Genomic DNA, 19,917 nt, shown 5'->3' with positions numbered 1-19,917 from the left:
GCGCGCGCATGGGTTGAAATCGCCTTAACTAGGCGGTCTAGTTGCTTATGGACCCGGGAAGCGAAGATCACCCAACACGTATTCGAGCGTTGAGGCTACATCTCCCGCCCGCTCTCTGAAGTCGCGAACCTTTTCTAGGTCTGCCTTCTTGGTTTCGTCATTGAACTTCCTGATTTCCGACTTGAACTTTGACTCGTCAAGATCGATCCAGATTTGCCAAGGATTGTGAGCAAGCAGGTTCCGTTCGATGGCTAAGTTTTGAGCCTCCTTGAGATGGCGAAGCGCAACCGCCTTCTCTTTTTCTTGCCCCTTCAATCGCTCGACAAGCTTGATCACCAAGTCAGTACGCGCCTTGAACTGCTGGCCGCCCATAAGTTCGTCAAGTCTGTCACTCGAAAGCTTCTTCAAGTAGCTGTATGTCACCCGCTCGATCATCGCAAACGCCCAGATTGCCTCTCCGAGTGCTTGTGCCAGCTCCGCCTTCATATCTTCAAGGTATTGGATTTTGTCCATATTTGGGCCACGCTCCTATTCCGCTGTTGTAGGCGTGTCTGGTACTGGCGGCCATGCGGGCTTGTGCAACTTCACCCACGTCCGCAACCTCCTGCGTGCAGAATCGCCGCCTGTTTGGATCTTCAGATGATCGCAGATTGCCTTCCACGTAGTCAGGCCGCGCTTGTTCTTCAGTTCTGGCACGGTCGCAGCCCATTCCTGAGCGCTTGGGGAAGGCGCTTTCTTTGGTTGCGCTTGCGCTGCTGCCATAGACTCAGCAAGCAGTTCGTTGAAATCGACCTGCGGCTGGTGATTGTCGCCCATGAATCGATCCAGCACGCGTTTGAGCGCGGCGTTAAACGACAGATTCTCAAACGGCTTCGGATTGGCGAGCCGTTCGACAAGGCGTGCTACGTCTTCATCAACTTCGAATTTGGGCATTTGGCTGGTCTCCTACTATGGAGATTCTAGTGTACCACTAGTGGTTAACAGTGCAATAACTAAATCACTAGTGGAAGGCGTTCGGCGATATCCGAGCAGATAATTGCCTGTACAACTCGCGCGGCCTTCTTGAGTTCATCGCTGCTCATCTGGATCAGCGCCCTTGCAAGTCTGGAGGGTCGAGTTTTTCGGTTGCAGCGTTGTGCATGCGTTTTCACACATCTTGACCAATAGTTGCCAACCGGTGTGCAATCGGAGAGAGCGTTGCAGCGAGTGGTAGCGCACGACGCCGGTGAACGGCAACTATCGTGAGCGAAGCGGCCCTTGGAACGTCCGATCGGTTGGCTGGTGGACCGGCCGCTCGTGGCCGCACTGCGTCCCACGATCGGGCACGCCGCTCATCCCCGCCCCACGTCTCATGCAACAGGCATAACCGACCCGTTGCTGCCGGTCAAGTCGTCGGAGGTGCGACGGCTGCTCTCAGAGTCCAACCGTCATTCGCTCGCTATCGTCTGGCCTTAGCTTGTCGGCCATTGCGACATCCACGGGTGATGCGGCTCGAACTCGGCGAACGGCCGGCCGTGCTTCGAGCCTTCCCGCTCGTCAGACCGTCTGCCAGTCAGGCTCTGCTGGCACATCGGACGACCTCGTGGCTGCGGATTGTTTTGAGGGACGCTGTGCGTGACGCGTTGGCAACAGCGTCACCGGCTTCTTCGCTGCATCCAGGACCCGCTCCCGACCCGCTGTCGCAACGAAGGATGTGCCCACTGACCGGTCCTCACCAACCTTGAATACGGCCACGGCTTCACGCAACGCCTGCGCCTGTTGGGCCATCGACTGTGCCGCGGCCGAGGCTTCCTCGACCAGGGCGGCATTCTGCTGGGTCACTTCATCCATCTGCGTGACGGCCTGATTGACTTGCTCGATGCCGGTGCTCTGTTCTTCGGACGCCGCCGCAATCTCGCTCATGATGTCACTTACGCGCTTGACCGACTGAACGATTTCGCTGATCGTACTGCCTGCTTCCTCAACGAGCTGCGAGCCGGTGTCGACCCGAGTGACCGACTCGCCGATCAGTTCCTTGATTTCCTTGGCTGCCGTGGCGCTGCGCTGGGCGAGTGTGCGGACCTCGCCGGCGACGACGGCAAATCCGCGTCCCTGTTCACCGGCTCGGGCTGCCTCGACCGCGGCATTGAGGGCAAGGATGTTGGTCTGAAACGCGATCCCTTCGATCACGCTAATGATTTCGGCGACCTTGGCCGAACTTTCCGTGATCCTGTGCATCGTGTCGACCACGCGCCCGACGACTTCTCCTCCGCGCTGCGCGTATCCCGACGCCGTACTGGCCAACACGGTTGCCTGCTTCGCGTTATCGGCGTTTTGACGCACCGTGCTCGTCAGTTCTTCCATGCTCGAGGCAGTTTCTTCGAGCGAAGCGGCCTGCTCTTCGGTGCGCTGCGACAAATCAGTGTTGCCCTGAGCGATTTCGCCCGCCGCCACCGAGATCGACTCGCTGGAAGTCTTGATGCCCTGCACGATACGAGTCAGCTGGTCTTTCATGGCGCCTAGCGAGAACATCAAGCTCGAACGGTCTCCGGACTTCAGCTGCAACGCGACGCGCAGATTGCCCGCTGCGATGTCGCTGGCCAGCGCAGCTGCATCGCGAGGCTCCCCGCCAAGCTGTTTCGCAATGCCACGGGCGATGATCAGCGCCACGCCCAGCGCAACCGCAGTAGCCGAGACGATCAGGGCGATCACCAGCACGATTGCGTGTGAATAGGCCTGACCGGCTGCCTCGCCTTCCTTGGCCGCCCCAGCCTCGTTGACGGCCACGATCGTCCCGATATCCTTTTCCATCGCGTCACGAAGCGTGCTCGATTGTCCCTGCATCAGCGCCATCGCTTCTGCCTGGTTGTTCGCTCGTCCGAAGGCACGGATCTGCTGGTCGACTTCGAGATACTTCGACATGAGCGTCTGGATATCGGCATACGCCGTCTTCTCTTCCGCCTCGGTAATGAGCTTCTCGTACTCGGCCGATGCGCGCCGGTAGTCTGCAAGGCCGGCGTCGATCCGGGCGTCTGCTTCCTGGCTTGCGGACTGCGTCTGGGCACCGGACGCGCGGTATTCGGCGAGGCTAATCGCACGCAATCCCGCTTGCATCTGCAAGCTGCTGCGCACGCTGGGCAACCAATTATCGCGGAGTTGGGCAACGTGATCGTTTTCACAGCTGACTTCGAATACGCTGAATGCGCCCAGTCCCACCAACAAAACGATGACCAACGAGAATCCCAGGATCAGCTGTGTGACCACCTTCAGGTTTTTGAGAGATTGCACGGTTGACGCCTCGCGTTGAGAAGAAATCGGCGGCCAAAGGTCGACTGGCCCGGAGGAAGCAAATTGAATCAGCTAACCTTCGTATCGGCAGCGAACCGCCAGCCTTAAGGAAATTGCGGGATTTCCCCTAAAATGCATGCATTAGATGAATCTTTTCAGCTTCGGGGATTCAGGCTACCCTTGCAGCCATCCCTCGGTCTCACGCGAAAGGCACAACAGCGCGGCGTTTTCAGGTTTCCGCCGGTTGCCCGGAACGACCGGACTACTTTAGCCGGTTGCGTACGTCAAGAACTGCTCGCCGGGAAATGCCGCTCCCCGTTGAACGCGAGAACCCGCCGCGGACTCCAGCCGTTCGGGCGTGCGGATCATCTATCTCAAGAGCGATTAGGCGAAGGTCAATGGGAACAACTTCACGATCCCCGTTCCTTTAAGGGATGACGGTGGTTACTGCATGGGTGGCTAGGACGTTGACAACAAGATTGTCCGGATCGCGCCGTCCGGTCCCGCCCAATAGGCTGACCGGCGATTTGAATCCGAGTGCGAGGGAAGGCGATTAGACGTGAGTCGGCGTGCCTGAGTCTCTTGTCTGAGACGAAGCCGACGTTCGAGTGACCGCTCCGCTTTACAAGCCAGAGTCTGTTCCTGGCCGACTACTGCCCGACAGGGCCCGCTCGTCGCCGACCCGCGACTACCGGACGATTTACGCGATTCTGCCTGCGGTCTCACATGTCACCGGCTATCTGTTTCTGCGTCGTTCGATGTGCGCAGCCAGGCGGCGAGGGCGAACATGGTATCTGCACCGTGAATCGGGTTCCGGCATCCAATGATTCGACGCCTATCGTTCCCTGATGCGCGGAGGCGATACAGCGGCAAATGTATAGGCCCAACCGGTGCCAGCGGCCATCCCGGTTCGGTCAGGTGAGGGCGCCCGCGTTAGCGGATCGAACAGCGTCGGGAGCGCATGCTCCGGAATCGGATTGCCTTTGTTGCCGACGATCACAGTCACCTGTCCATCGTGAGCACGGGCTTCGACGACAATCTGCCCCGAACCATAGCGAACGGCGTTTGTCAGCAGATTGACGACCAACTGTCCGATTCGGCCGCCGTCCCATCGACCCTTGAGGACGCCCACAAGACGTAGCCCGATGAGCGCGTCCGGATAGGCCGCACGTACTTCATCCGCCGCGTCGCTACATATGCGCCCCATATCCTTAGACGTGAAATCCACCGGCAACGTAAGGTTTAGGGGAGGGAGGGCAAATAAACGATTAAACTCCGTCCGATGGAGCCGACCCGAGGAGCACTCTATTCGTGATCAAGCCGTGGCAGGTCCGCGAGCCTTGGGCCCGCATCGGAATCAGTGACCACCATTTCGATGCCTTCGCGTCCGGCCTCATCGACGACGCGGCGGACTGCTGGGCCTGCGACGCGCTGCCCATCCAGCGGAAAGACTGTTACAACGGTGTCGCCCTTCGCCAGTGCGTCTACCACTTCGATTACAGGCGATGCGTGCGGAGCGACCTCAAATTGGTCTCCATTCACGGACACCTGCCCCCAAAGCACGTGTGTGACCCTTGCCGAATTCCCGTCCATCCGAACCGCCGTTATAGCGTGCACAGCCATCGCTTGCCCTCCCTTGTTGGGGAAATCCTAGCACGAGCGCAATGATCAGCATTTTCGGGACCTAACAGTCCCGCGAGCCGGCGAAGGTCGGAACAACGGGGAAGCGTCTTGAAGATGCCCTAAAGCGGCGATGCCGGAGCGGCGGTTTTTGGCCGATCACTTTCCCCGGTGGAAAGCAGGGAATGGAAGCACTTTATCTAATATGCAATCCTTTGTTATTTGAATGATATGAACGCCCCCACCTAGCCGTAGGCTTCGCGTGATCGGCTCGATGCTGGCAGCAAAAAGTCATCGATCTGAGAATCAGGCTGATCATACTGCTTCACTCGGCGAACCGAAGGGGATCTGTCATGGCGCATACGATTGTGGGCGTGGACATTGCAAAAAACGTGATGCAGGTCCACTGGGTGGACCCGGACACCGGTGAGGTCGTGAACCGGTCGGTCAAGAGGGCGGCGTTACTTCAGTATTTCGCGAATCGGCAGCCGTGCCTCGTTGGGATGGAATCATGCGGCGGATCACAGCATTGGGCCCGGCGATTGATTGAGATGGGGCATCAGGTCAAGTTGATGCCAGGGAAGTTCGTCAAGGCTTTCAACATCCGCAATAAGAACGACGCTGCCGACGCGCGTGCGATCTGGATGGCCACCCAGGTGGACTGCAAGGCCGTTGCCGTAAAAACCGAAGCCCAGCAGGCCGTGCTTGCGCTGCATCGTATGCGTCAGCAACTCGTGAAATTCCGCACGATGCAGATCAACAGTCTTCGCGGGCTGTTGAGCGAGTATGGCGAAGTGATGGGATGCGGTAGGGCAGCGCTCGACAAGGCAATAGTCGAGATTCTGGAAAGGTTGTCAGGACGCCTCCCCGCAATGTTGATCGACACGCTGAGAGAGCAATGGAGAGGTCTGGATGCGATCGACAAGCAGACCGGTCAGATTGAGCGGCGGCTTCGGGAGTGGATGAAGAACGATCAAGCAGCTACGGCAATCGCGGCAATCCCAGGCGTGGGGTTGCTCACCTCGACGGCTGCAGTAGCAACGATGGGGAACGCTGTAGCATTTAAATCCGGCCGCGAGTTTGCCGCCTGGTTGGGGCTCGTTCCGGGACAAACTGGCTCCGGCGGAATCGTCAGGCTACGAGGAATCAGCAAGCGCGGTGACACGTATCTCCGGACTTTGCTGGTACATGGAGCGCGCAGCATTATCTATAAGGCCAAAGAGCCGGGGCAATGGGTTACGCAGATGAAGCAACGGCGACCGTTGAATGTAGTAATCGTTGCCATGGCCAACAAGCTCGCTCGAATAATCTGGGCGGTCCTGGCCCATCAACAGCCATACCGTGCAAATTATGCGTGCACGAGACCGTCATGATTCGATTGCGGTGTCTACTGGCTTCTCTTTAAAGGGGTGGAACGTCAAAAGTTGCGGCGGCATTCGAGTGTGATGACAGATCGGGTTGGACCCGGGACTCGCCAAGCCTGAATTTATGTTTGAGCTTCTTAAGCTCGCGATTTGAATGAGGCGTGAGTCTGCGGATTTCATAGTGGCCCGCAGCGAAGCTGAAGCTGCACAGAGAGGCCGGATGTAGACGTGCAGCCCATCCCATTCGTCAAGACCTCGAACACCTGGCGCAAACGGAGGCGTTCATGTATACATAAATATAATGATCGGTCTTTCAGTTTGTAGTCCTATATTTTTGAATCGAAGCGGCGATGACGTCACGAGGCGATCTGGCCTCAAGGCCGATTATGCTTGTGAAAGCAGTGGTCGTGAGTGTTAAGATTGCGAGCGCTGTTGTCGAATAAAGGGCTAGATCAACGTTTTTTTAAGCGGTCATGTGTCAAAGCGACAGGAATTCCCTGTCTTTGCTGTCATTACGGGTTGTGGGAGGCGGATTTCGCGGCTCAAAACGACAAGAATTGGTTGGAAAACAGCGACATTACTGTAATTGGTGAACTCCACACTGGTGATCCAGCCAGCCATCAATACGGGCGACGGCATTGACCTCCGGGTGACCGATGCCTTCAGGCTCAGCGACCTGGCCGACACTCTGCGCATTTGCATCATGCTGTGCGCCGTCTACAGTAAGGTCCGGAAAAATCATGTACGCCGTCTGGCGCGTTCAATCCGGCCCGTACATCCAGAGGCTGGCTCAATTCGCCATTCGCCCGAATTCGGATTGTTGCTGTGCGACGGCAACACCTCTGCTCAGGCGATTGCCCTGCTGGGATGGCGCCTGTTCTGGGAGCGGCGTTTCAGCATCCAGACACTCACGCGCTGCCAGGGAAATTATCCGCCTTTTGGACTGTTCGAATGGCTGGCCTTCATGCCTGCCCATTTGCCGCCCACGGCCGACCCGCGGGGCTGGCTGCATCGCCACTTCGTTCACGCACTGGGTCAAACCTGGAATGCGTGGTGTGCGATCGCGTCCGGGATGCAGGAAAGCGGCGGCTACGTGGTCTCACCACTGCTTTTCCCCACGCGCCCGCTCTGGCTGGATTATCCCGCCGACGGGGATGTCTTGGGCACTGTGCGTTCGACCACGCATGTCGTCCCGCTCCGCGAGGCGGCCGCTCGCGGCTGACCTGATCGCGCTCGCACCGCCCATTGTTCTGGAACCGCTATGGGCGCTTTCCTCTGTCAACCGCGCGTGAGGCTGGTGCCAGTAGCCAGCGAAAGATCGACCGGCGCGGGCTTTCGCAGGCGGCTGCAGCAACCCTGGTCAGGCCGTGCCGAAGTTGATGTTCGGTGCTTCCCCCTTGCCTTACCAGACCGGAAACACAGTGTCCGGCTGCGGCGTAAATTGAATGCCCGAGCCGGGGCAGATCACGCGGCCCCGGACGGCGACGCGCTGGTTCAGGTAAGGTAGCAGGAGCGTGGGGGCTGGTGCGCCTCCTTCACCAAGGAGAATGTCGGACACCTCCTTGTCATTGCACGGCGACGTCGAGGGGCGATCCAGCATGATCGTTGTATAGTCGCCCGGCGCGTACTTCCCGCTGCCACGCTGAATAGTCCCGGTGATCCAGATGTCGTATTGCAGGGGCAACGTCGGCAGCGGCGGGCTGGCAGACATGGCGTTCTCTGACCATAGCCCGGCAATCACAATTGCCGGGACCAGGATACGCAATCATCTTTTCATGGCGCAAGCCTTTTGACGTCCGGTGCACGTCACTGTTTTCTTTTCACTTCCCCGAAGTCGGCATCTATCACGTCCTCGTACTTCCCGAACAGCACATGGTCTCCAACCTTCACATCCGGCACGCACCGTTTGGCCGTCCTGGAACCGCTTTCCGGGGCCAACGGCGATGACTTCACCCTGATCGGGTTTCTCACCGGCGGTAGCCGGTATGACGATGCCTGCCGCGATCTTGCGCTCCTTTTCGACACGCTTGACCATGAGCCGGTCATGCAAGGGCGTGAGCTTCATGATCCTGCTCCCTGAGACGCCGTGCGGGCGTGGCCAGCTCCCGCATGCGTACCAGTGCGCCTGCTCCCAGAGGGCCTGCGGGCCAGTTTGGCGGGCGCCGTCGCAATATGGCCGACCGGCCCAACCGTGGCCGGTCGCACCGCAGGCGCGATCGAAGCCGTTGCCGCGCACGCCACAGGATCACTCGCGGGGAACGTTTCCTGCAACGCTTCATCAAGCAGTTTGTCGATGTCAACGACGCTATCTCGCGTCAATATCGTGGTCAGTTCCATCGTTGGCCTCCGTCGTCAGTCGGGAAAATACCGTCCTCCCGCGATCAACCATGATCTGGCCGCGCCTGCGTTTTTATGGGATATTGCGCCGTGTCGCCTCGTCAAAATCCCTGGCCAGCCCGGGCGCGAGCGGCAGCGTCCCCGGCACGATGTAACCTGCGGGCTCGGCCGTCGGCTCGGGTATCAGTCGCAGGTCAGCGAGTCTGGCCCTGAGGAACGCGTCGGCATGCGCAAGCCGGTCCTCAAGTTCCGGCTCGGTAATGCCCAGAACCTGCGCTGCGGCATCCGCAGGCTGCGCTTCGAGGCGGCAGAGCGTGACAGCCCGTCGCCAGGGTTCCGGCAGCTCCGCAAGCAGCGTTGCCACCAGCTCGCGAAGTTCCCGGGTCATGACCGCATCCTCCGGCGTGTCGTCCATTGCCGGCACCACGTTCTCAAGACACAGGACCTCGTCGGGCTGCCAGTATTCGAACAGAAGTTCGTCATCCTCATCGTGTGGCTCGTGCAGCTGGACGGGCAGCCTGCCGTCGAGTGAAATGCATCGGCCTTCCTCGCTCTGTCGATGCGCCACTTCGCCGGCAAGCTGTTCCAGCGCGATCTGGTAGAGCCACTGCAGCGGTTCGAGCCGCCGCGGGCGCTCTGCCTGTCGTTCGCAGGCACGGGCCAAGGCTTCGTCGACGATGTCGTCGACCGTCGGGTCGCCTGTCGCGAGATCGCCCCGCGCCTGGAGATATGCGAGTTCCCGCTGAACGAAGCGTTGCAGCGGTGCGAGCAGCGGGCGCACGAACTCGCCGAACCACGCTGATCTGGCGTCCGTCTGCTCCGAAAGTGCCGCCTTGAACTGCCGCAACCCGGCGCGCCGTTCCTTGCGGCGCCAGGCATCCTCGTGACGCAGATGCGCGACGTGTCGTTCGAGCTGCCGCTCCAGTTCAGTCATGGAGAGTTCGATCGCCGTGGCCGGCTCCGGCGAATCATTCCCGCTCGCGAGAGTTCCTCCTGGTAACACCACCTGGAGCCGTACGCGGTAGATACCGCGATGCCGGCTTCTTTCCACCGTCGCATGCAGCCGCGCCAGCCCGGCCGGAAAATGCGACAGATGCGGCTTCAGGCGTCGCTGCGTGAGGCGGCCAATCAGGTCTTCCAGCTCTGGGCGGGAGAGCTTCGCAACGTTGCGGTAACTGATCGACGTTTTCATCTCAAACCTGCGCAAATCCGGGCGCGCCTCGGTGGCAAGCGACGCTAAGCCCGTTTGGCCCGGGCCCCACGCCAATTGGGGCGGTGAGCCGGATCTGTGAATACATGCCTGCTGTCTCGCCAGTCGTGCCAGCCTGTGCCCAGTAGTCAGAGGTCCTGCTTAAAATCGCCAGCCAGGTACAACAGCGAAGCTGACGAGTCGGACACCGGGCAGCGACGCCGCGCATTGCCGGACGTCTCCTTGGCGCGCAACGCCCAGCAGGATGCGCTGCGCGACTCTCATCCCTCCGTGTCGCTAGCGCCACCGGCGTCCGGTTCCCTTTTTTCCAGAGCCAGGTATGTGTGGGCCGCCACCAGCCCGAACACGATGTGATTGAAGAAACTCACCCAGCCCCGGGCATCGGCAAACCAGGAGAACCATTGGGTCATGCCATAAAAGTTGACCACGTACAGCAGGACACCGAATACGGCACCCACCACCGAGGCCATCCCCACGCTGGAATCCAGGCTGAATGGCGTCACGATCACCGCCAGAATGACCGCGAAGAGGATCGCGAGCACGAAGTGCGTGAGCAGCGCCACCATTATGACGCCCGCTGCAAACGTAGCGGTTTGTGCGAGCAAGTCGCGGCCCATCACGATTGCCGCAATCATCCGCAGCGGCGACCATACGCTTCGCTCCGCGACGCCCATGGCAAAAAGTTCGATCACCAGGAAAACCGCGCCCGCCACGCATCCGCCGATAACCGCTGCGGGCCACTCAGGCATGCGGCGAACGAAATGATGTGAATGCATGTGAAGTTCCATCATGACCTCCTCGAGACCTTCCGGGCTTTCCTCACCGACGCCACCGCCAAACCGCCTCCACGACATCCGGCGGCGGTCCGCAAAACGCACGACGGTTCACAAGCCGCACGGCGTATTCCAGTGCTTCCGATTCCGCCTCTGCGCGACTCGGCCAGCGCCGGCGGAGCCGTGGCAGGTGCCAGTTCACGAAAACCTCGCCATCCCTCAAGACCTGAACAAATACAAGATATCCGTTCGCCGCCGTTCGCTCCTGGCATGCTGCCGGGCGTACGTGTCTCACGGCCAGGGTGTGCATACGGACCTCCAGTCCGTTGCGCATCTCGACTCTCACCCGTTCCATTGAGGCCCCCCGTCGCGCGTGCAACGGTATCGCACCAGCCGTGCGGTGCTCCAGCGAAAACCGCTCAGAACCTGGTGCCCAATTCTTCATGGAACCACGGCCGGTGTACTGCATGATCGACGTACCGACGTCGCGAGCGGTGCTCGCACGGCAACCGCGCTGCTAACCGCGGCGCAGGTGAAACGTGAGGTGGCGAAACGTCGGCCGCAGGACGGCAATGCGGTCCGACAGCGAGGGTCGGGCTCGCTGCGCGCCCGGCCGGAAAACGCCGGTCAGCATAACGATCGTAAGGTGGCGGCGCTCGAACAACATAGTCGAAGCCGAGCGGAGATGAAGGCAGCTCATCGTCTTCTCCTTCGACGCAGCAAGGAAGAGAACGGGCTTGCGAGCTCCAGTTCGCCTGCCATGCTGCGGGGCAAACAAATCGAAACACGCAGCATGCAACCGGTCCATCACTGGGCACACTGTCTGAACTGGATATAAGTTAGTTTCACTGATGAAAATTTTCAAGGTCGTGCAATGGTGCCCGGTAACCTGGACGGCGAGCCAGTTTGTGGCTTCCGGCGGCTGAAATTCAGAGTGACCTGGACGGTCGCGGATCGCGTCAGGATATGCAGCCGAGCCCTTACGGAGGACACTACCTTTAGACGGTGGCGAGCAGCAGCGCCGCCGTGACAGGCTTGATGAGGCAGTCGTCCCAGTCCGCTGGTCCCGGCGGCGGCGTCGCCGTTTGCACAAGGATCGGGATGTTTGCCAGTACTGGATGCGCCCGAATCTGGCGGCACAGTTCGCCACCCCCCATTACTGGCATCATCCAGTCTGTGACAATCAGATCAGGCGGCTGACGCAGGGCAAGCCTGAGGGCTTCGACGCCGTTACGTGCACAGCGCACCGCATATCCTTCAGCAGCGAGGATGACGCGGCACGTCTCCAGCAGGTCGGGCTCGTCATCGACGAGCAGGATGGAAGACATGAGCGCCCCGTTCATCTTGATTTTCCCACGGCAAATTGAGCAAATTACGTTCCGAAGCGCTGGTCTGGCCGAATGGCCCCATGCGGCAGGGTGAACGATAATGTTCCTCTCATGCACGTCTTGCGCAAGGGTATCGCTTAATGGGTGCGCATCATGACCGATTCTCAAACGGGAGCCCTGCGCTCCCTTGCCGGATTTCTCCGTCAGAACCAGGCGCGCCTGACGGAAAGGTGCATGCAGGCGGTTGCCGCCGATGCCGAACTCGTCGAGGCGGATCGGCTGACCTGGGAGCAGCTGGCCGATCATCTGCCCGCTATCCTGAGTGGCATCTGCTCCGCACTCGAAGAGCAGGATCTCCACCCGGTCGAGGGGGACATAAAACGCGACGCGAGGCAACACGGGAGTGTGCGCTGGCAGCAGGGTTACCGCGTTGATGAACTCGTGCGCGAACTGGAGCTGTTCCGGCAGGCACTGACCGGCGCCGTCCGGGCCTTCGCTGAGTCCGACTGCACGTTCACCCGCAGCCACGAATCCCGCGCTCTGAGCCTGATCGACGAAGCGCTCAGTTTTGTCACCCTGACGTCCATCCGCGAGGTCATCGGCGAACGTGACCGGACCATCGCGGAATACACGAGCCAGCTGGAAAGCACCAACCGGGAGCTGCGGGACCAGCAACGCCGAATCAGTGAACTGCACCGGTCGCGCATGCAGATCACACGCAGCCTTGTGCACGACCTGCGCAACTTCCTGAACGCCTTTTCGGTCGACCTGCAGCTGATTGCGCGCGTGCCATCCAAAGCCGAGGCCGGACTGGCGCTCGCGACCCGGCAGGCAAATGACATGAAGCAGCTGGTCGACGAAATGATGGAGTATTCTGTCGTCGTCGGCGAAAACAACCAGAACTGCATCGAGCCGGTCGATCTGCCCATGCTGTTCGACGAACTGGTCACGGCCGCCCGTCCGGGGATCGAAGCGAAGGGCCTCCATCTGTCTGCCCGCCTTGAGGCTGGACTGGTCCGGGTGCAGTCCAGCCGCATCAGGCTCAAGCAGGTTGCGCTGAACCTGCTGTCGAATGCGACGAAATATACCCGCGAAGGGGAAATCGAACTGGTCATCGCGAGATGCGGAGACAGCCAGTGGTCCATGCGGGTTGCCGATACCGGTGTCGGCATTGCAACGTCAGACACAGAACGCGTGTTCAGGGAGTTCGAGCGGGCCGCCGGCGATGACGTCCCGGGTGCCGGTCTGGGTCTGGCGATCGTCAGGGAGCTGTGCCACTCGCTCGAGGGCGAGATCCATTTCGAGTCCCGCGAGGGGCAAGGCACGACGTTCGAAATCCGCTTTCCTCTCGACCTGAAGCCGATAGGCTGAAGCTGCGCCCGCCGGCGCGCGATCTGACAGGCTGTGCGCAGGGTGCGCGCCTCGCGAACGGTGTTCTTCGTGTGTCGATGACGCGGACCAGCCCGACCTGCTCCGCGAAAATGCTGAAAAGCGTGCCGTCCGGCACGCCAGATGCGCCCACGGGTAAGGTGCTGTCACGCGGCATCGACTGCGCCTGCACCTTGCCGGACTCCGAAGGTCGTCTGTTCAATCCGCGCGGCGGGTAGCGACGCTCCCTGGGGGGCGGTCTTCGGACAATACCGCACGCCCTGGTCGCGCTGGAGGCACGCTCAGGCAGCCAGTCCTGCCATCCCGTCTGCAGTCCGCATCACTGGATCGGTGGTGCGGTGCCCAGTTTTTCGGCCAGCATCCGCTCGTACACGCCGAAGTGCAGGTCCACTTCAGACTGCTCTACTGCGGTAACGATCAAGGTGATCTGGTCCGGCAGCAGACCAAGCACGCCTGCGATAAACGTCTCGAGCTGCGGCGCACAAACCTTATCTTTGGCGACGGTCGTGCCGATCGTGACTTCATAGTTTTTTTCCCGTCGGCAGACCACCTCCACCAGGCGCGCGCGGGCGCTCATGTTGTTGTCGACCGCAATCCGGATGACATCCACCGCCTTGCGCATTGCTTCTGTCGGAAAACCTTTGGTCGAGCGCAGGCGCACGCGGTGCGGGCCCAGGGTCAACCAGTCGGTATCGAATTCCATCGTGTCCTCCACTAGCTGCATGGTTCCGCCGCGATGATATGACCTGGGAAAAAAATTTCAAGGGCGCACCGCTGCCTTTGCCCCTTGAAATCCTCGCCAGAATGCCTAACTTAGGTTTCGCTCAGGCAGACGCGCGGCTCGCAACGTCCCGCGCGCTGCGTGTTTCGATTTGTTTTGCCAGACGCTGGCGGGCGAACTGGAGCGCGTAGGCCCGTTCGCCTCCCGGCATCACTCGAGGAGAACTGCATCATGAGCGATTTCTACTCCGGATCTGACCTCTTCAGCGAGTTCGACCGACTGCAACGGCAGATGGCGAACCTCTTCGGTACTTTCCCCTCCAGCCTTCGGGCGAGCCGCTTCGGCGCGTTCCCGCCGGTCAACATTGGCGCTACCGACGAGTCGATCGAGATCGTCGCATTTGCACCCGGCGTCAATGCGGCGGAACTCGATGTATCGATCGACAAGGGGCTGCTGACTATCAGCGGTGAGCGCAAACCGGCACAGCCGGATACCAGCGAGGACACACGTCTGTATGCGCAGGAGCGCTTCACCGGCGCGTTCCGGCGGGTGATCGAGCTGCCGGAGAACGCAGATCCCGACAAGGTTCAGGCGCGCTACGAGAATGGCTGCCTGTCGATCGCTATCGGCAAGCGCGAATCCTCGAAGCTGCGTATTCCACGCCAAACCGAACGCTGATTCCACGGCAAGCCGAGCACAGATTCCACAGCAAAGCGAGCGCCAATTCCACGGCAAACCGAGCACGGATTCCACGACTGCCCGAGCGCGAATTCCACGCGTAACCGAGCAGTAAGCTGGAGGGAAGGCGACGCGGGATAACCATGGCACTCTCGACGATTTTGTCGGGCGTGCGAATGTCGAATAAAAGGTTATCCATGCGTCAAATCAAGGAAGTGCTGCGCCTGCGCTTTGTGTGCGAACGCAGCCAGCGCGAGATCGCGACGACGATCGGCTTGTCGAGCGCGACCGTCTGGGACTACCTGGATCGTGCCCGGCGTGCGCAACTGGACTTCGAGAAGGCGATCGCGTTGGACGAGGCGGCGCTTGAGGCGCTGCTGTTTCCGCCGCCACCGTCGTTAAGCCGTACACGCCCGATGCCCAACTGGCCGCTGGTTCACCGAGAGCTCGGCAGGAAAGGCGTAACGCTCGACCTGCTCTGGAACGAGTACAGGGCCCAGGAACCCGAAGGCTACGGCTACAGTTGGTTCTGCAAGCATTACGAGCGTTGGGCGGCAGCCCTGCCGGTCACGCTGCGCCAGACACATACGCCCGGCGAGAAGCTGTTCATCGACTACTCGGGCAACAGGCTGGGCATCGTCGATCCGCACACCGGCGAGATCCGTGAGGCGGAGCTATTCGTCGCGACGCTCGGCGCATCAAACTACACATATGCCGAAGTCACCTGGACCCAGCAGCTCGAGGACTGGATCGGCTCGCATGTGCGCGCGTTGAACTTCATTGGCGGATGTGTCGAGATCCTGGTCCCCGACAACCTGAAATCCGGCGTACACAAGGCCGACTTCTACGATCCGGTTCTCAACCGGACCTATGGCGAGATGGCCGCCCATTACTCCATGGCGATCATCCCGGCCCGCAAACGTCGGCCCCGCGACAAGGCGAAGGTCGAGCAGTCGGTACTCCTGGCGCAGCGGTGGATTCTGGCGCGGCTGCGCAATCAGCGGCTGTTCAGCCTCGATGAAGCCAATCGCGCCATCGCCGCACTGCTCGTCGACCTGAACAACAGGCCGTTCAAGAAACTGCCGGGCTGTCGCCGCAGCGCGTTTGAGGAGCTCGATCGTCCGGCGCTTCGTCCGCTGCCAGAAAGGCCTTACCAGTACGCGCAGTGGAAGGTCGCCCGCGTCGGCATCGATTACCACGTCGAGCTTGACGAACACTTTTACTCCGTCTCGTACTGTCACGCCCGCGAACAGGTCGACGTCCGCCATACGAAGACAACTGTCGAGATCTTCCTGCGCGGCCAGCGTATTGCCGCTCATGCCAGGAGCGAGCGCCGCGGCCATCACACCACGATCGACGCGCACATGCCGCCGAATCATCGGGCGGCCACCACCGAGTGGAATCCGCAACGGCTGATCAACTGGGCCGTCGACATCGGACCGCACACTGCCGCGGTCATCGAACACCTGCTTGGCGGCCGGCAGCATCCTCAGCAGGCGTATCGCGCCTGCCTGGGTGTACTGCGCATGGCCAAGGACTACGGCCGCACGCGGCTGGAAGCCGCCTGCCAGCGCGCGATTGATCTGAAATCGCCGACGTACCGCTTCATCGCCTCGACGCTAAAGAATGGTCTGGAGTGCAAACCCGAAACGGCCCCCCCCCAGACCGAACTGCCGCTCGCCCACGCCAACGTGCGCGGCCCGTCCTACTACCACTGAAAGGAGATCATTGACATGCTGCATCACCCGACCGTTGAACGGCTGCACGAGCTGCGCCTGTTCGGCATGGCCGCAGCGCTGGCCGATCAGCAATCCCAGGGCAGCATCGACCAGCTCGGATTCGAGGAGCGCCTGGGACTGCTCGTCGAACGGGAAGCAAGCGAGCGCCAGTCGCGCCTGCTCTCGGCGCGGCTGCGTCGCGCGAAGCTGCGCTTCCCGGACGCAGTACCCGAAGACATCAACTACCGCGCGCCCCGCGGGCTGGACCGCGCGCTACTCGCCCGACTGCTTGCCGGCGAATGGATACGGGCGCACCAGAATGTGATTCTGGTCGCACCAACCGGGCTCGGTAAAAGCTGGCTTGCGTGCGCGCTGGTCAACCAGGCGTGCCGGCAAGGCTTCTCGGCCTGCTACCTGCGCATGCCGAAATTCAACGAAGAGATGGCCATCGCACACGGGAGCGGGGGCTACGCGAAGCTGCTCTCGCAATGGGCCAAGACCGACATCCTCGTCATGGATGACCTGGCGATGGCACCGCTGTCGGATTCGGCGCGGCGCGACCTGCTCGAAGTCCTCGACGACCGGCACGGGCGGCATTCGACGATCGTTACCAGCCAGATTCCAGTCGACAGTTGGCATGCCGCGATTGGCGATCCGACGCTTGCTGACGCGATTCTCGACCGGCTGGTTCACAACGCGCATCGCTTCACGCTCTCGGGCGAGTCGATGCGCAAGCGCCGAAATGGTTTGACCACCGACGGCGAGGAGGAGTAAAAGAGCTCACCCCGCGTCGCCACGTCCGCAGCGCTCGCTTCGCGGTGGAATCGCTGCTCGACTTCGCGTGGAATGCCCGCTCGCCTTGCCGTGGAACGGCTGCTCGATTTGCGCGGAATACGCATCGAAGCCTCGCGCGATCACCGTCCAGTAACCCGAGGAGCCGAAAATGAGCGATACCACTGAACTGAGCAAGCGCGACCCGTCGGCCGTCACGCGCACCGGGAACGAGCCGTCGGCGCGGCGGATGACGATTACCCCCGCCGTCGATATCTACGAGGATAGTCAGGGCGTCACACTCTGGGCTGACCTGCCAGGAGTTACCAGGGAGAAGCTCGATGTGCGCGTCCATGACGGCAATCTCGCCATCGAGGCGGAGGCTGTCGTGCCCACACCGGCAAATCTGCGGCTGCAGCACGCCGAGGTCCGTGAGCCGCGCTTTGCGCGCACCTTCGCGCTCTCCCCGGACTTCGACACGTCGAAGATCGAGGCAAATCTGAAGGACGGCGTGCTGAAGCTCACGATCCCGCGGCGGGACGAGGCGCGCCCGCGGCGGATCGAAGTGCGTACGGGCTGAAGTCGGCGCGTGGGCCGCAACGGCAGGAAGCGCAGCGGGTGGCGGCGGTCTGGCGGCCTCCGCTGACAGCGGAGGCCCGCATGAGCAAGCTGTTGCCGACAGCGATGTCCGTGGCCAACATTGCGATGGCCGATTGCCACCTGCACCGACATGCACGGCGGTGGTTTACCGCAGCAGAAGCGCCGCACGATGCGCTGTCTTGTGGCGTCAGTCGGATTGGAAAGAGCACATTCGCGGCTGCTGAACGCAAGCTTGCCGCCCAAACCGCTCCCGAGCCCCAGTCCGAAAACGTCGACGGTGGAAAAGCAACGGTGCGGGTGCCATGACCGGTTCTCCTGCCAGATTCCAGAGGAGGAAACGATGAATCCCGATCCGAAAAAGTGGAATCCCTTCAAGTTCCTTCGCGGGGCTGTGCGCAAGTCCGATACGGACAGCACGGAGAGCCCGCCGACGAGCGAAAACGAACAATGGCGGGCCCCCCTGCCTGACATTGCGCGATTGTTCTCACGAGAACCATGGCGCGCAGTGGAGGAGTTTTTTCACGACCCGTTTGCAGGCCGTAGCGTGCTCGAGCGATGGTTCGGCGACTTCAGTTCATCACGCTTCCAGCCACGCATCGACGTCGTCGATGAGGGACCCGTGCTAAGCGTGACCGCAGAGCTGCCCGGGATGGAGCGCGAAGACGTGAAGGTGAGTGTCGAGGACGGCGCGATCGTGCTGCGTGGTGAGAAAAAGCAGGATGTGCGCAGTGAGGAAAACGGCTGCTACCGGCTGGAGCGTGCGCATGGACGCTTCGTGCGCACGATCCCGATGCCTGAATACGCCGATCCCGGTCGCGCCCTGGCAAAATTCGACAACGGTGTACTCACGTTGACCGTGCCGAAAACGGAGCCGGTACCGTCCACGAGTCGCACGATCGATATCAGTTAGGGCGAGCCTGCAAAGTGCAATGACGGCGCGCAGAAAAGTGGACTGGGTCGTTAGCTCAGCTGGTAGAGCAGCGGACTTTTAATCCGTTGGTCACTGGTTCGAATCCAGTACGACCCGCATGCAGCCGGGCAAGGAAAGCGCCAGGTTCGACCAGTCCATGGATGGCGGTCAGCCACCAGTGGTGGACCGCTCGCTATGGAAACGCATCACGTCGGGGGTTCCCGACGCATATCGTACGGCGTGGTCCCTCGGGCCGGGCTGAATCTCACACCAGAATTCCTGGTGGCGGGCGCCGAGACGTCGGGCCGCCTCATAGCGATGAAAATGACTGGCAAGCCAGAACTGGCAGCCATCAAAGAAGACCTTCATCGCCGGCTGCGCCCCGCGCATTGAACCGCGGTGGACGGCGGTCATAGCTTCCTGCAGCGCGGCATCGGCGAACCATCCCCTGGAGGCAAGCTCATCGTCAACCGAGAGCTGCAAGAACTTGAGATAGTCCCTGCCGAGCACGCCGGCGGGAAGTTTGACCGAAGAGCACGCGGGCGAACGAGGATGGCTGGGCATGATGTCTGATTCTGCGGGGGCAGCAAGACGGTCGCGATGCAGGCGATGTCGCGGCAATTCCGACCCGACTGGCCGGGGCAGTTCATTCCTCAGCCATGAGATGACGGATAACCAGCGCCGGGTCGGCGATATCCAGAATCAGCCGGCGAAGGATGCGCCTGCGCATGTGCTCCTCGTCGAGTGTCCACGGCGCGCCCTTTTCGCTGAGATAGCGAGCGAGGGCATCCTGGTTGTCTGCGCCTGCCGGCAGGTCAAGTCGCATGGCCAGCAGTCCCGCCACGACGTCATCGATCTCGATGTCGAGCGGTCTTGAGTCAATGAAAAGTTCGAGTTTCATGACGGTCTCGGGCAAAAAGCGGCACTGCCCCCGCGAAGACTAAAAGAACAGTGCCGGAGAAAATGCACCGGCCGGGCTGGACGACCGGTGCAGAGCGGAACCGACGCGGTCAGTACTCCAGTTCCGGCGCGCTCGCCTGCGCCGGCTTCTCGTCCTTCGGCGCGTCGGCGACCGTTGCATCCGTCGTCAGGATCAGCCCTGCAATCGATGCGGCGTTCTGCAGAGCCGTGCGCGTGACCTTGGTGGGATCGACCACACCCGCCTCGACAAGATCGCCGTATTCGCCGGTGGCCGCGTTGTAGCCGAAGTTGCCCTTGCCCTCGAGCACCT

Annotated in this window: 21 protein-coding genes, 1 tRNA gene and 1 pseudogene; 10 read left to right on the top strand and 13 right to left on the bottom strand. The window is 61.1% G+C overall.

What is annotated here, in order from left to right:
* Positions 1-45: 45 nt before the first annotated feature.
* The 4 genes from AB4Y42_RS41240 to AB4Y42_RS41225 form a co-directional block, all read right to left on the bottom strand.
* On the bottom strand, positions 46-513 hold the full coding sequence (locus tag AB4Y42_RS41240) for a hypothetical protein (protein ID WP_368697535.1): 468 nt from the start codon (positions 511-513) through the stop codon (positions 46-48).
* Between the two features lie 15 nt (positions 514-528).
* Positions 529-933, bottom strand: a complete 405-nt coding sequence (locus AB4Y42_RS41235) for a hypothetical protein (protein WP_368697534.1) — start codon at positions 931-933, stop codon at positions 529-531.
* Positions 934-1,536: 603 nt separating this feature from the next.
* Positions 1,537-3,267, bottom strand: coding sequence for a methyl-accepting chemotaxis protein (locus tag AB4Y42_RS41230; RefSeq protein WP_368697533.1), 1,731 nt, complete (start codon positions 3,265-3,267; stop codon positions 1,537-1,539).
* An 835-nt stretch (positions 3,268-4,102) separates the two neighbouring features.
* Positions 4,103-4,495, bottom strand: a complete 393-nt coding sequence (locus tag AB4Y42_RS41225; protein ID WP_368697532.1) for a sensor histidine kinase — start codon at positions 4,493-4,495, stop codon at positions 4,103-4,105.
* Positions 4,496-5,240: 745 nt separating this feature from the next.
* On the opposite strand from AB4Y42_RS41225, the gene AB4Y42_RS41220 reads away from it, so the two are divergent.
* Positions 5,241-6,260: an IS110 family transposase gene (locus AB4Y42_RS41220; protein ID WP_368697531.1), complete on the top strand. Its 1,020-nt coding sequence runs from the start codon at positions 5,241-5,243 to the stop codon at positions 6,258-6,260.
* A gap of 577 nt (positions 6,261-6,837) precedes the next feature.
* Complete coding sequence (locus AB4Y42_RS41215; RefSeq protein WP_368697530.1) at positions 6,838-7,473, top strand: hypothetical protein; 636 nt, start codon at positions 6,838-6,840, stop codon at positions 7,471-7,473.
* 180 nt (positions 7,474-7,653) lie between these two features.
* Here AB4Y42_RS41215 and AB4Y42_RS41210 read toward each other — a convergent pair whose 3' ends face one another.
* The 5 genes and pseudogenes from AB4Y42_RS41210 to AB4Y42_RS41190 all read right to left on the bottom strand — a co-directional run bounded on the left by AB4Y42_RS41210 (position 7,654) and on the right by AB4Y42_RS41190 (position 11,899).
* Positions 7,654-8,016 (bottom strand): hypothetical protein, encoded by a 363-nt coding sequence (locus AB4Y42_RS41210; protein WP_368697529.1) that lies wholly within the window; start codon positions 8,014-8,016, stop codon positions 7,654-7,656.
* Positions 8,017-8,105: 89 nt separating this feature from the next.
* A pseudogene (locus AB4Y42_RS41205) lies at positions 8,106-8,316 on the bottom strand (co-chaperone GroES); the annotation flags it as partial.
* Positions 8,317-8,661: 345 nt separating this feature from the next.
* Positions 8,662-9,780 (bottom strand): RNA polymerase subunit sigma-28, encoded by a 1,119-nt coding sequence (locus tag AB4Y42_RS41200; protein ID WP_368697528.1) that lies wholly within the window; start codon positions 9,778-9,780, stop codon positions 8,662-8,664.
* A gap of 278 nt (positions 9,781-10,058) precedes the next feature.
* Positions 10,059-10,586, bottom strand: a complete 528-nt coding sequence (locus AB4Y42_RS41195) for a hypothetical protein (protein ID WP_368697543.1) — start codon at positions 10,584-10,586, stop codon at positions 10,059-10,061.
* Positions 10,587-11,569: 983 nt separating this feature from the next.
* Positions 11,570-11,899, bottom strand: coding sequence for a PleD family two-component system response regulator (locus AB4Y42_RS41190; RefSeq protein ID WP_368697527.1), 330 nt, complete (start codon positions 11,897-11,899; stop codon positions 11,570-11,572).
* 153 nt (positions 11,900-12,052) lie between these two features.
* Here AB4Y42_RS41190 and AB4Y42_RS41185 point away from each other — a divergent pair, with 153 nt between their 5' ends.
* Complete coding sequence (locus AB4Y42_RS41185) at positions 12,053-13,270, top strand: sensor histidine kinase (RefSeq protein WP_368697526.1); 1,218 nt, start codon at positions 12,053-12,055, stop codon at positions 13,268-13,270.
* A 337-nt stretch (positions 13,271-13,607) separates the two neighbouring features.
* Here AB4Y42_RS41185 and AB4Y42_RS41180 read toward each other — a convergent pair whose 3' ends face one another.
* The gene (locus tag AB4Y42_RS41180; RefSeq protein WP_368697525.1) at positions 13,608-13,991 is read right to left on the bottom strand and encodes a hypothetical protein; all 384 of its coding nucleotides are present in this window, start codon (positions 13,989-13,991) and stop codon (positions 13,608-13,610) included.
* A gap of 249 nt (positions 13,992-14,240) precedes the next feature.
* Here AB4Y42_RS41180 and AB4Y42_RS41175 point away from each other — a divergent pair, with 249 nt between their 5' ends.
* The 7 genes from AB4Y42_RS41175 to AB4Y42_RS41145 all read left to right on the top strand — a co-directional run bounded on the left by AB4Y42_RS41175 (position 14,241) and on the right by AB4Y42_RS41145 (position 18,803).
* A complete protein-coding gene (locus AB4Y42_RS41175) occupies positions 14,241-14,687 on the top strand; it encodes an Hsp20/alpha crystallin family protein (protein ID WP_368697524.1) in 447 nt (148 codons plus the stop codon).
* A 176-nt stretch (positions 14,688-14,863) separates the two neighbouring features.
* A complete protein-coding gene (gene istA / locus AB4Y42_RS41170; RefSeq protein ID WP_368697542.1) occupies positions 14,864-16,405 on the top strand; it encodes an IS21 family transposase in 1,542 nt (513 codons plus the stop codon).
* Between the two features lie 15 nt (positions 16,406-16,420).
* Positions 16,421-17,179: an IS21-like element helper ATPase IstB gene (gene istB / locus AB4Y42_RS41165; RefSeq protein ID WP_368697523.1), complete on the top strand. Its 759-nt coding sequence runs from the start codon at positions 16,421-16,423 to the stop codon at positions 17,177-17,179.
* A gap of 169 nt (positions 17,180-17,348) precedes the next feature.
* Positions 17,349-17,756, top strand: coding sequence for an Hsp20/alpha crystallin family protein (locus AB4Y42_RS41160; RefSeq protein ID WP_368697522.1), 408 nt, complete (start codon positions 17,349-17,351; stop codon positions 17,754-17,756).
* 80 nt (positions 17,757-17,836) lie between these two features.
* The gene (locus AB4Y42_RS41155; RefSeq protein WP_368697521.1) at positions 17,837-18,082 is read left to right on the top strand and encodes a hypothetical protein; all 246 of its coding nucleotides are present in this window, start codon (positions 17,837-17,839) and stop codon (positions 18,080-18,082) included.
* Between the two features lie 34 nt (positions 18,083-18,116).
* Complete coding sequence (locus tag AB4Y42_RS41150) at positions 18,117-18,686, top strand: Hsp20/alpha crystallin family protein (protein ID WP_368697520.1); 570 nt, start codon at positions 18,117-18,119, stop codon at positions 18,684-18,686.
* Between the two features lie 44 nt (positions 18,687-18,730).
* Positions 18,731-18,803, top strand: a tRNA-Lys gene (locus AB4Y42_RS41145).
* A gap of 51 nt (positions 18,804-18,854) precedes the next feature.
* On the opposite strand, the gene AB4Y42_RS41140 is transcribed toward AB4Y42_RS41145, so the two are convergent.
* The 3 genes from AB4Y42_RS41140 to AB4Y42_RS41130 form a co-directional block, all read right to left on the bottom strand.
* Entirely contained in the window at positions 18,855-19,250 is a 396-nt protein-coding gene (locus AB4Y42_RS41140) for a hypothetical protein (protein WP_368697519.1), read from the bottom strand.
* Positions 19,251-19,332: 82 nt separating this feature from the next.
* Positions 19,333-19,587 (bottom strand): hypothetical protein, encoded by a 255-nt coding sequence (locus AB4Y42_RS41135; protein WP_368697518.1) that lies wholly within the window; start codon positions 19,585-19,587, stop codon positions 19,333-19,335.
* Between the two features lie 109 nt (positions 19,588-19,696).
* The coding region (locus AB4Y42_RS41130) for a TCP-1/cpn60 chaperonin family protein (RefSeq protein WP_368697517.1) at positions 19,697-19,917 on the bottom strand (221 nt) is incomplete at its 5' end.

The organism is Paraburkholderia sp. EG286B (genome assembly GCF_040965655.1).
Classification (GTDB): Bacteria; Pseudomonadota; Gammaproteobacteria; order Burkholderiales; family Burkholderiaceae; genus Paraburkholderia.
The sequence above is the reverse complement of the archived record's forward strand: the minus strand, read 5'-3'. Positions and strand labels throughout refer to the sequence as shown.

Bases quoted from the DNA above. Each gene is read 5' to 3' on its own strand.
- AB4Y42_RS41135 (WP_368697518.1), bottom strand. From the start codon at position 19,587: ATGAAACTCGAACTTTTCATTGACTCAAGACCGCTCGACATCGAGATC.
- AB4Y42_RS41150 (WP_368697520.1), top strand. From the start codon at position 18,117: ATGAATCCCGATCCGAAAAAGTGGAATCCCTTCAAGTTCCTTCGCGGG.
- istA (WP_368697542.1), top strand. From the start codon at position 14,864: ATGTCGAATAAAAGGTTATCCATGCGTCAAATCAAGGAAGTGCTGCGC.
- AB4Y42_RS41175 (WP_368697524.1), top strand. From the start codon at position 14,241: ATGAGCGATTTCTACTCCGGATCTGACCTCTTCAGCGAGTTCGACCGA.
- AB4Y42_RS41195 (WP_368697543.1), bottom strand. From the start codon at position 10,586: ATGGAACTTCACATGCATTCACATCATTTCGTTCGCCGCATGCCTGAG.
- AB4Y42_RS41200 (WP_368697528.1), bottom strand. From the start codon at position 9,780: ATGAAAACGTCGATCAGTTACCGCAACGTTGCGAAGCTCTCCCGCCCA.
- AB4Y42_RS41190 (WP_368697527.1), bottom strand. From the start codon at position 11,899: ATGTCTTCCATCCTGCTCGTCGATGACGAGCCCGACCTGCTGGAGACG.
- AB4Y42_RS41185 (WP_368697526.1), top strand. From the start codon at position 12,053: ATGACCGATTCTCAAACGGGAGCCCTGCGCTCCCTTGCCGGATTTCTC.
- AB4Y42_RS41180 (WP_368697525.1), bottom strand. From the start codon at position 13,991: ATGGAATTCGATACCGACTGGTTGACCCTGGGCCCGCACCGCGTGCGC.
- AB4Y42_RS41240 (WP_368697535.1), bottom strand. From the start codon at position 513: ATGGACAAAATCCAATACCTTGAAGATATGAAGGCGGAGCTGGCACAA.
- AB4Y42_RS41220 (WP_368697531.1), top strand. From the start codon at position 5,241: ATGGCGCATACGATTGTGGGCGTGGACATTGCAAAAAACGTGATGCAG.
- AB4Y42_RS41160 (WP_368697522.1), top strand. From the start codon at position 17,349: ATGAGCGATACCACTGAACTGAGCAAGCGCGACCCGTCGGCCGTCACG.
- istB (WP_368697523.1), top strand. From the start codon at position 16,421: ATGCTGCATCACCCGACCGTTGAACGGCTGCACGAGCTGCGCCTGTTC.
- AB4Y42_RS41155 (WP_368697521.1), top strand. From the start codon at position 17,837: ATGAGCAAGCTGTTGCCGACAGCGATGTCCGTGGCCAACATTGCGATG.
- AB4Y42_RS41140 (WP_368697519.1), bottom strand. From the start codon at position 19,250: ATGCCCAGCCATCCTCGTTCGCCCGCGTGCTCTTCGGTCAAACTTCCC.
- AB4Y42_RS41235 (WP_368697534.1), bottom strand. From the start codon at position 933: ATGCCCAAATTCGAAGTTGATGAAGACGTAGCACGCCTTGTCGAACGG.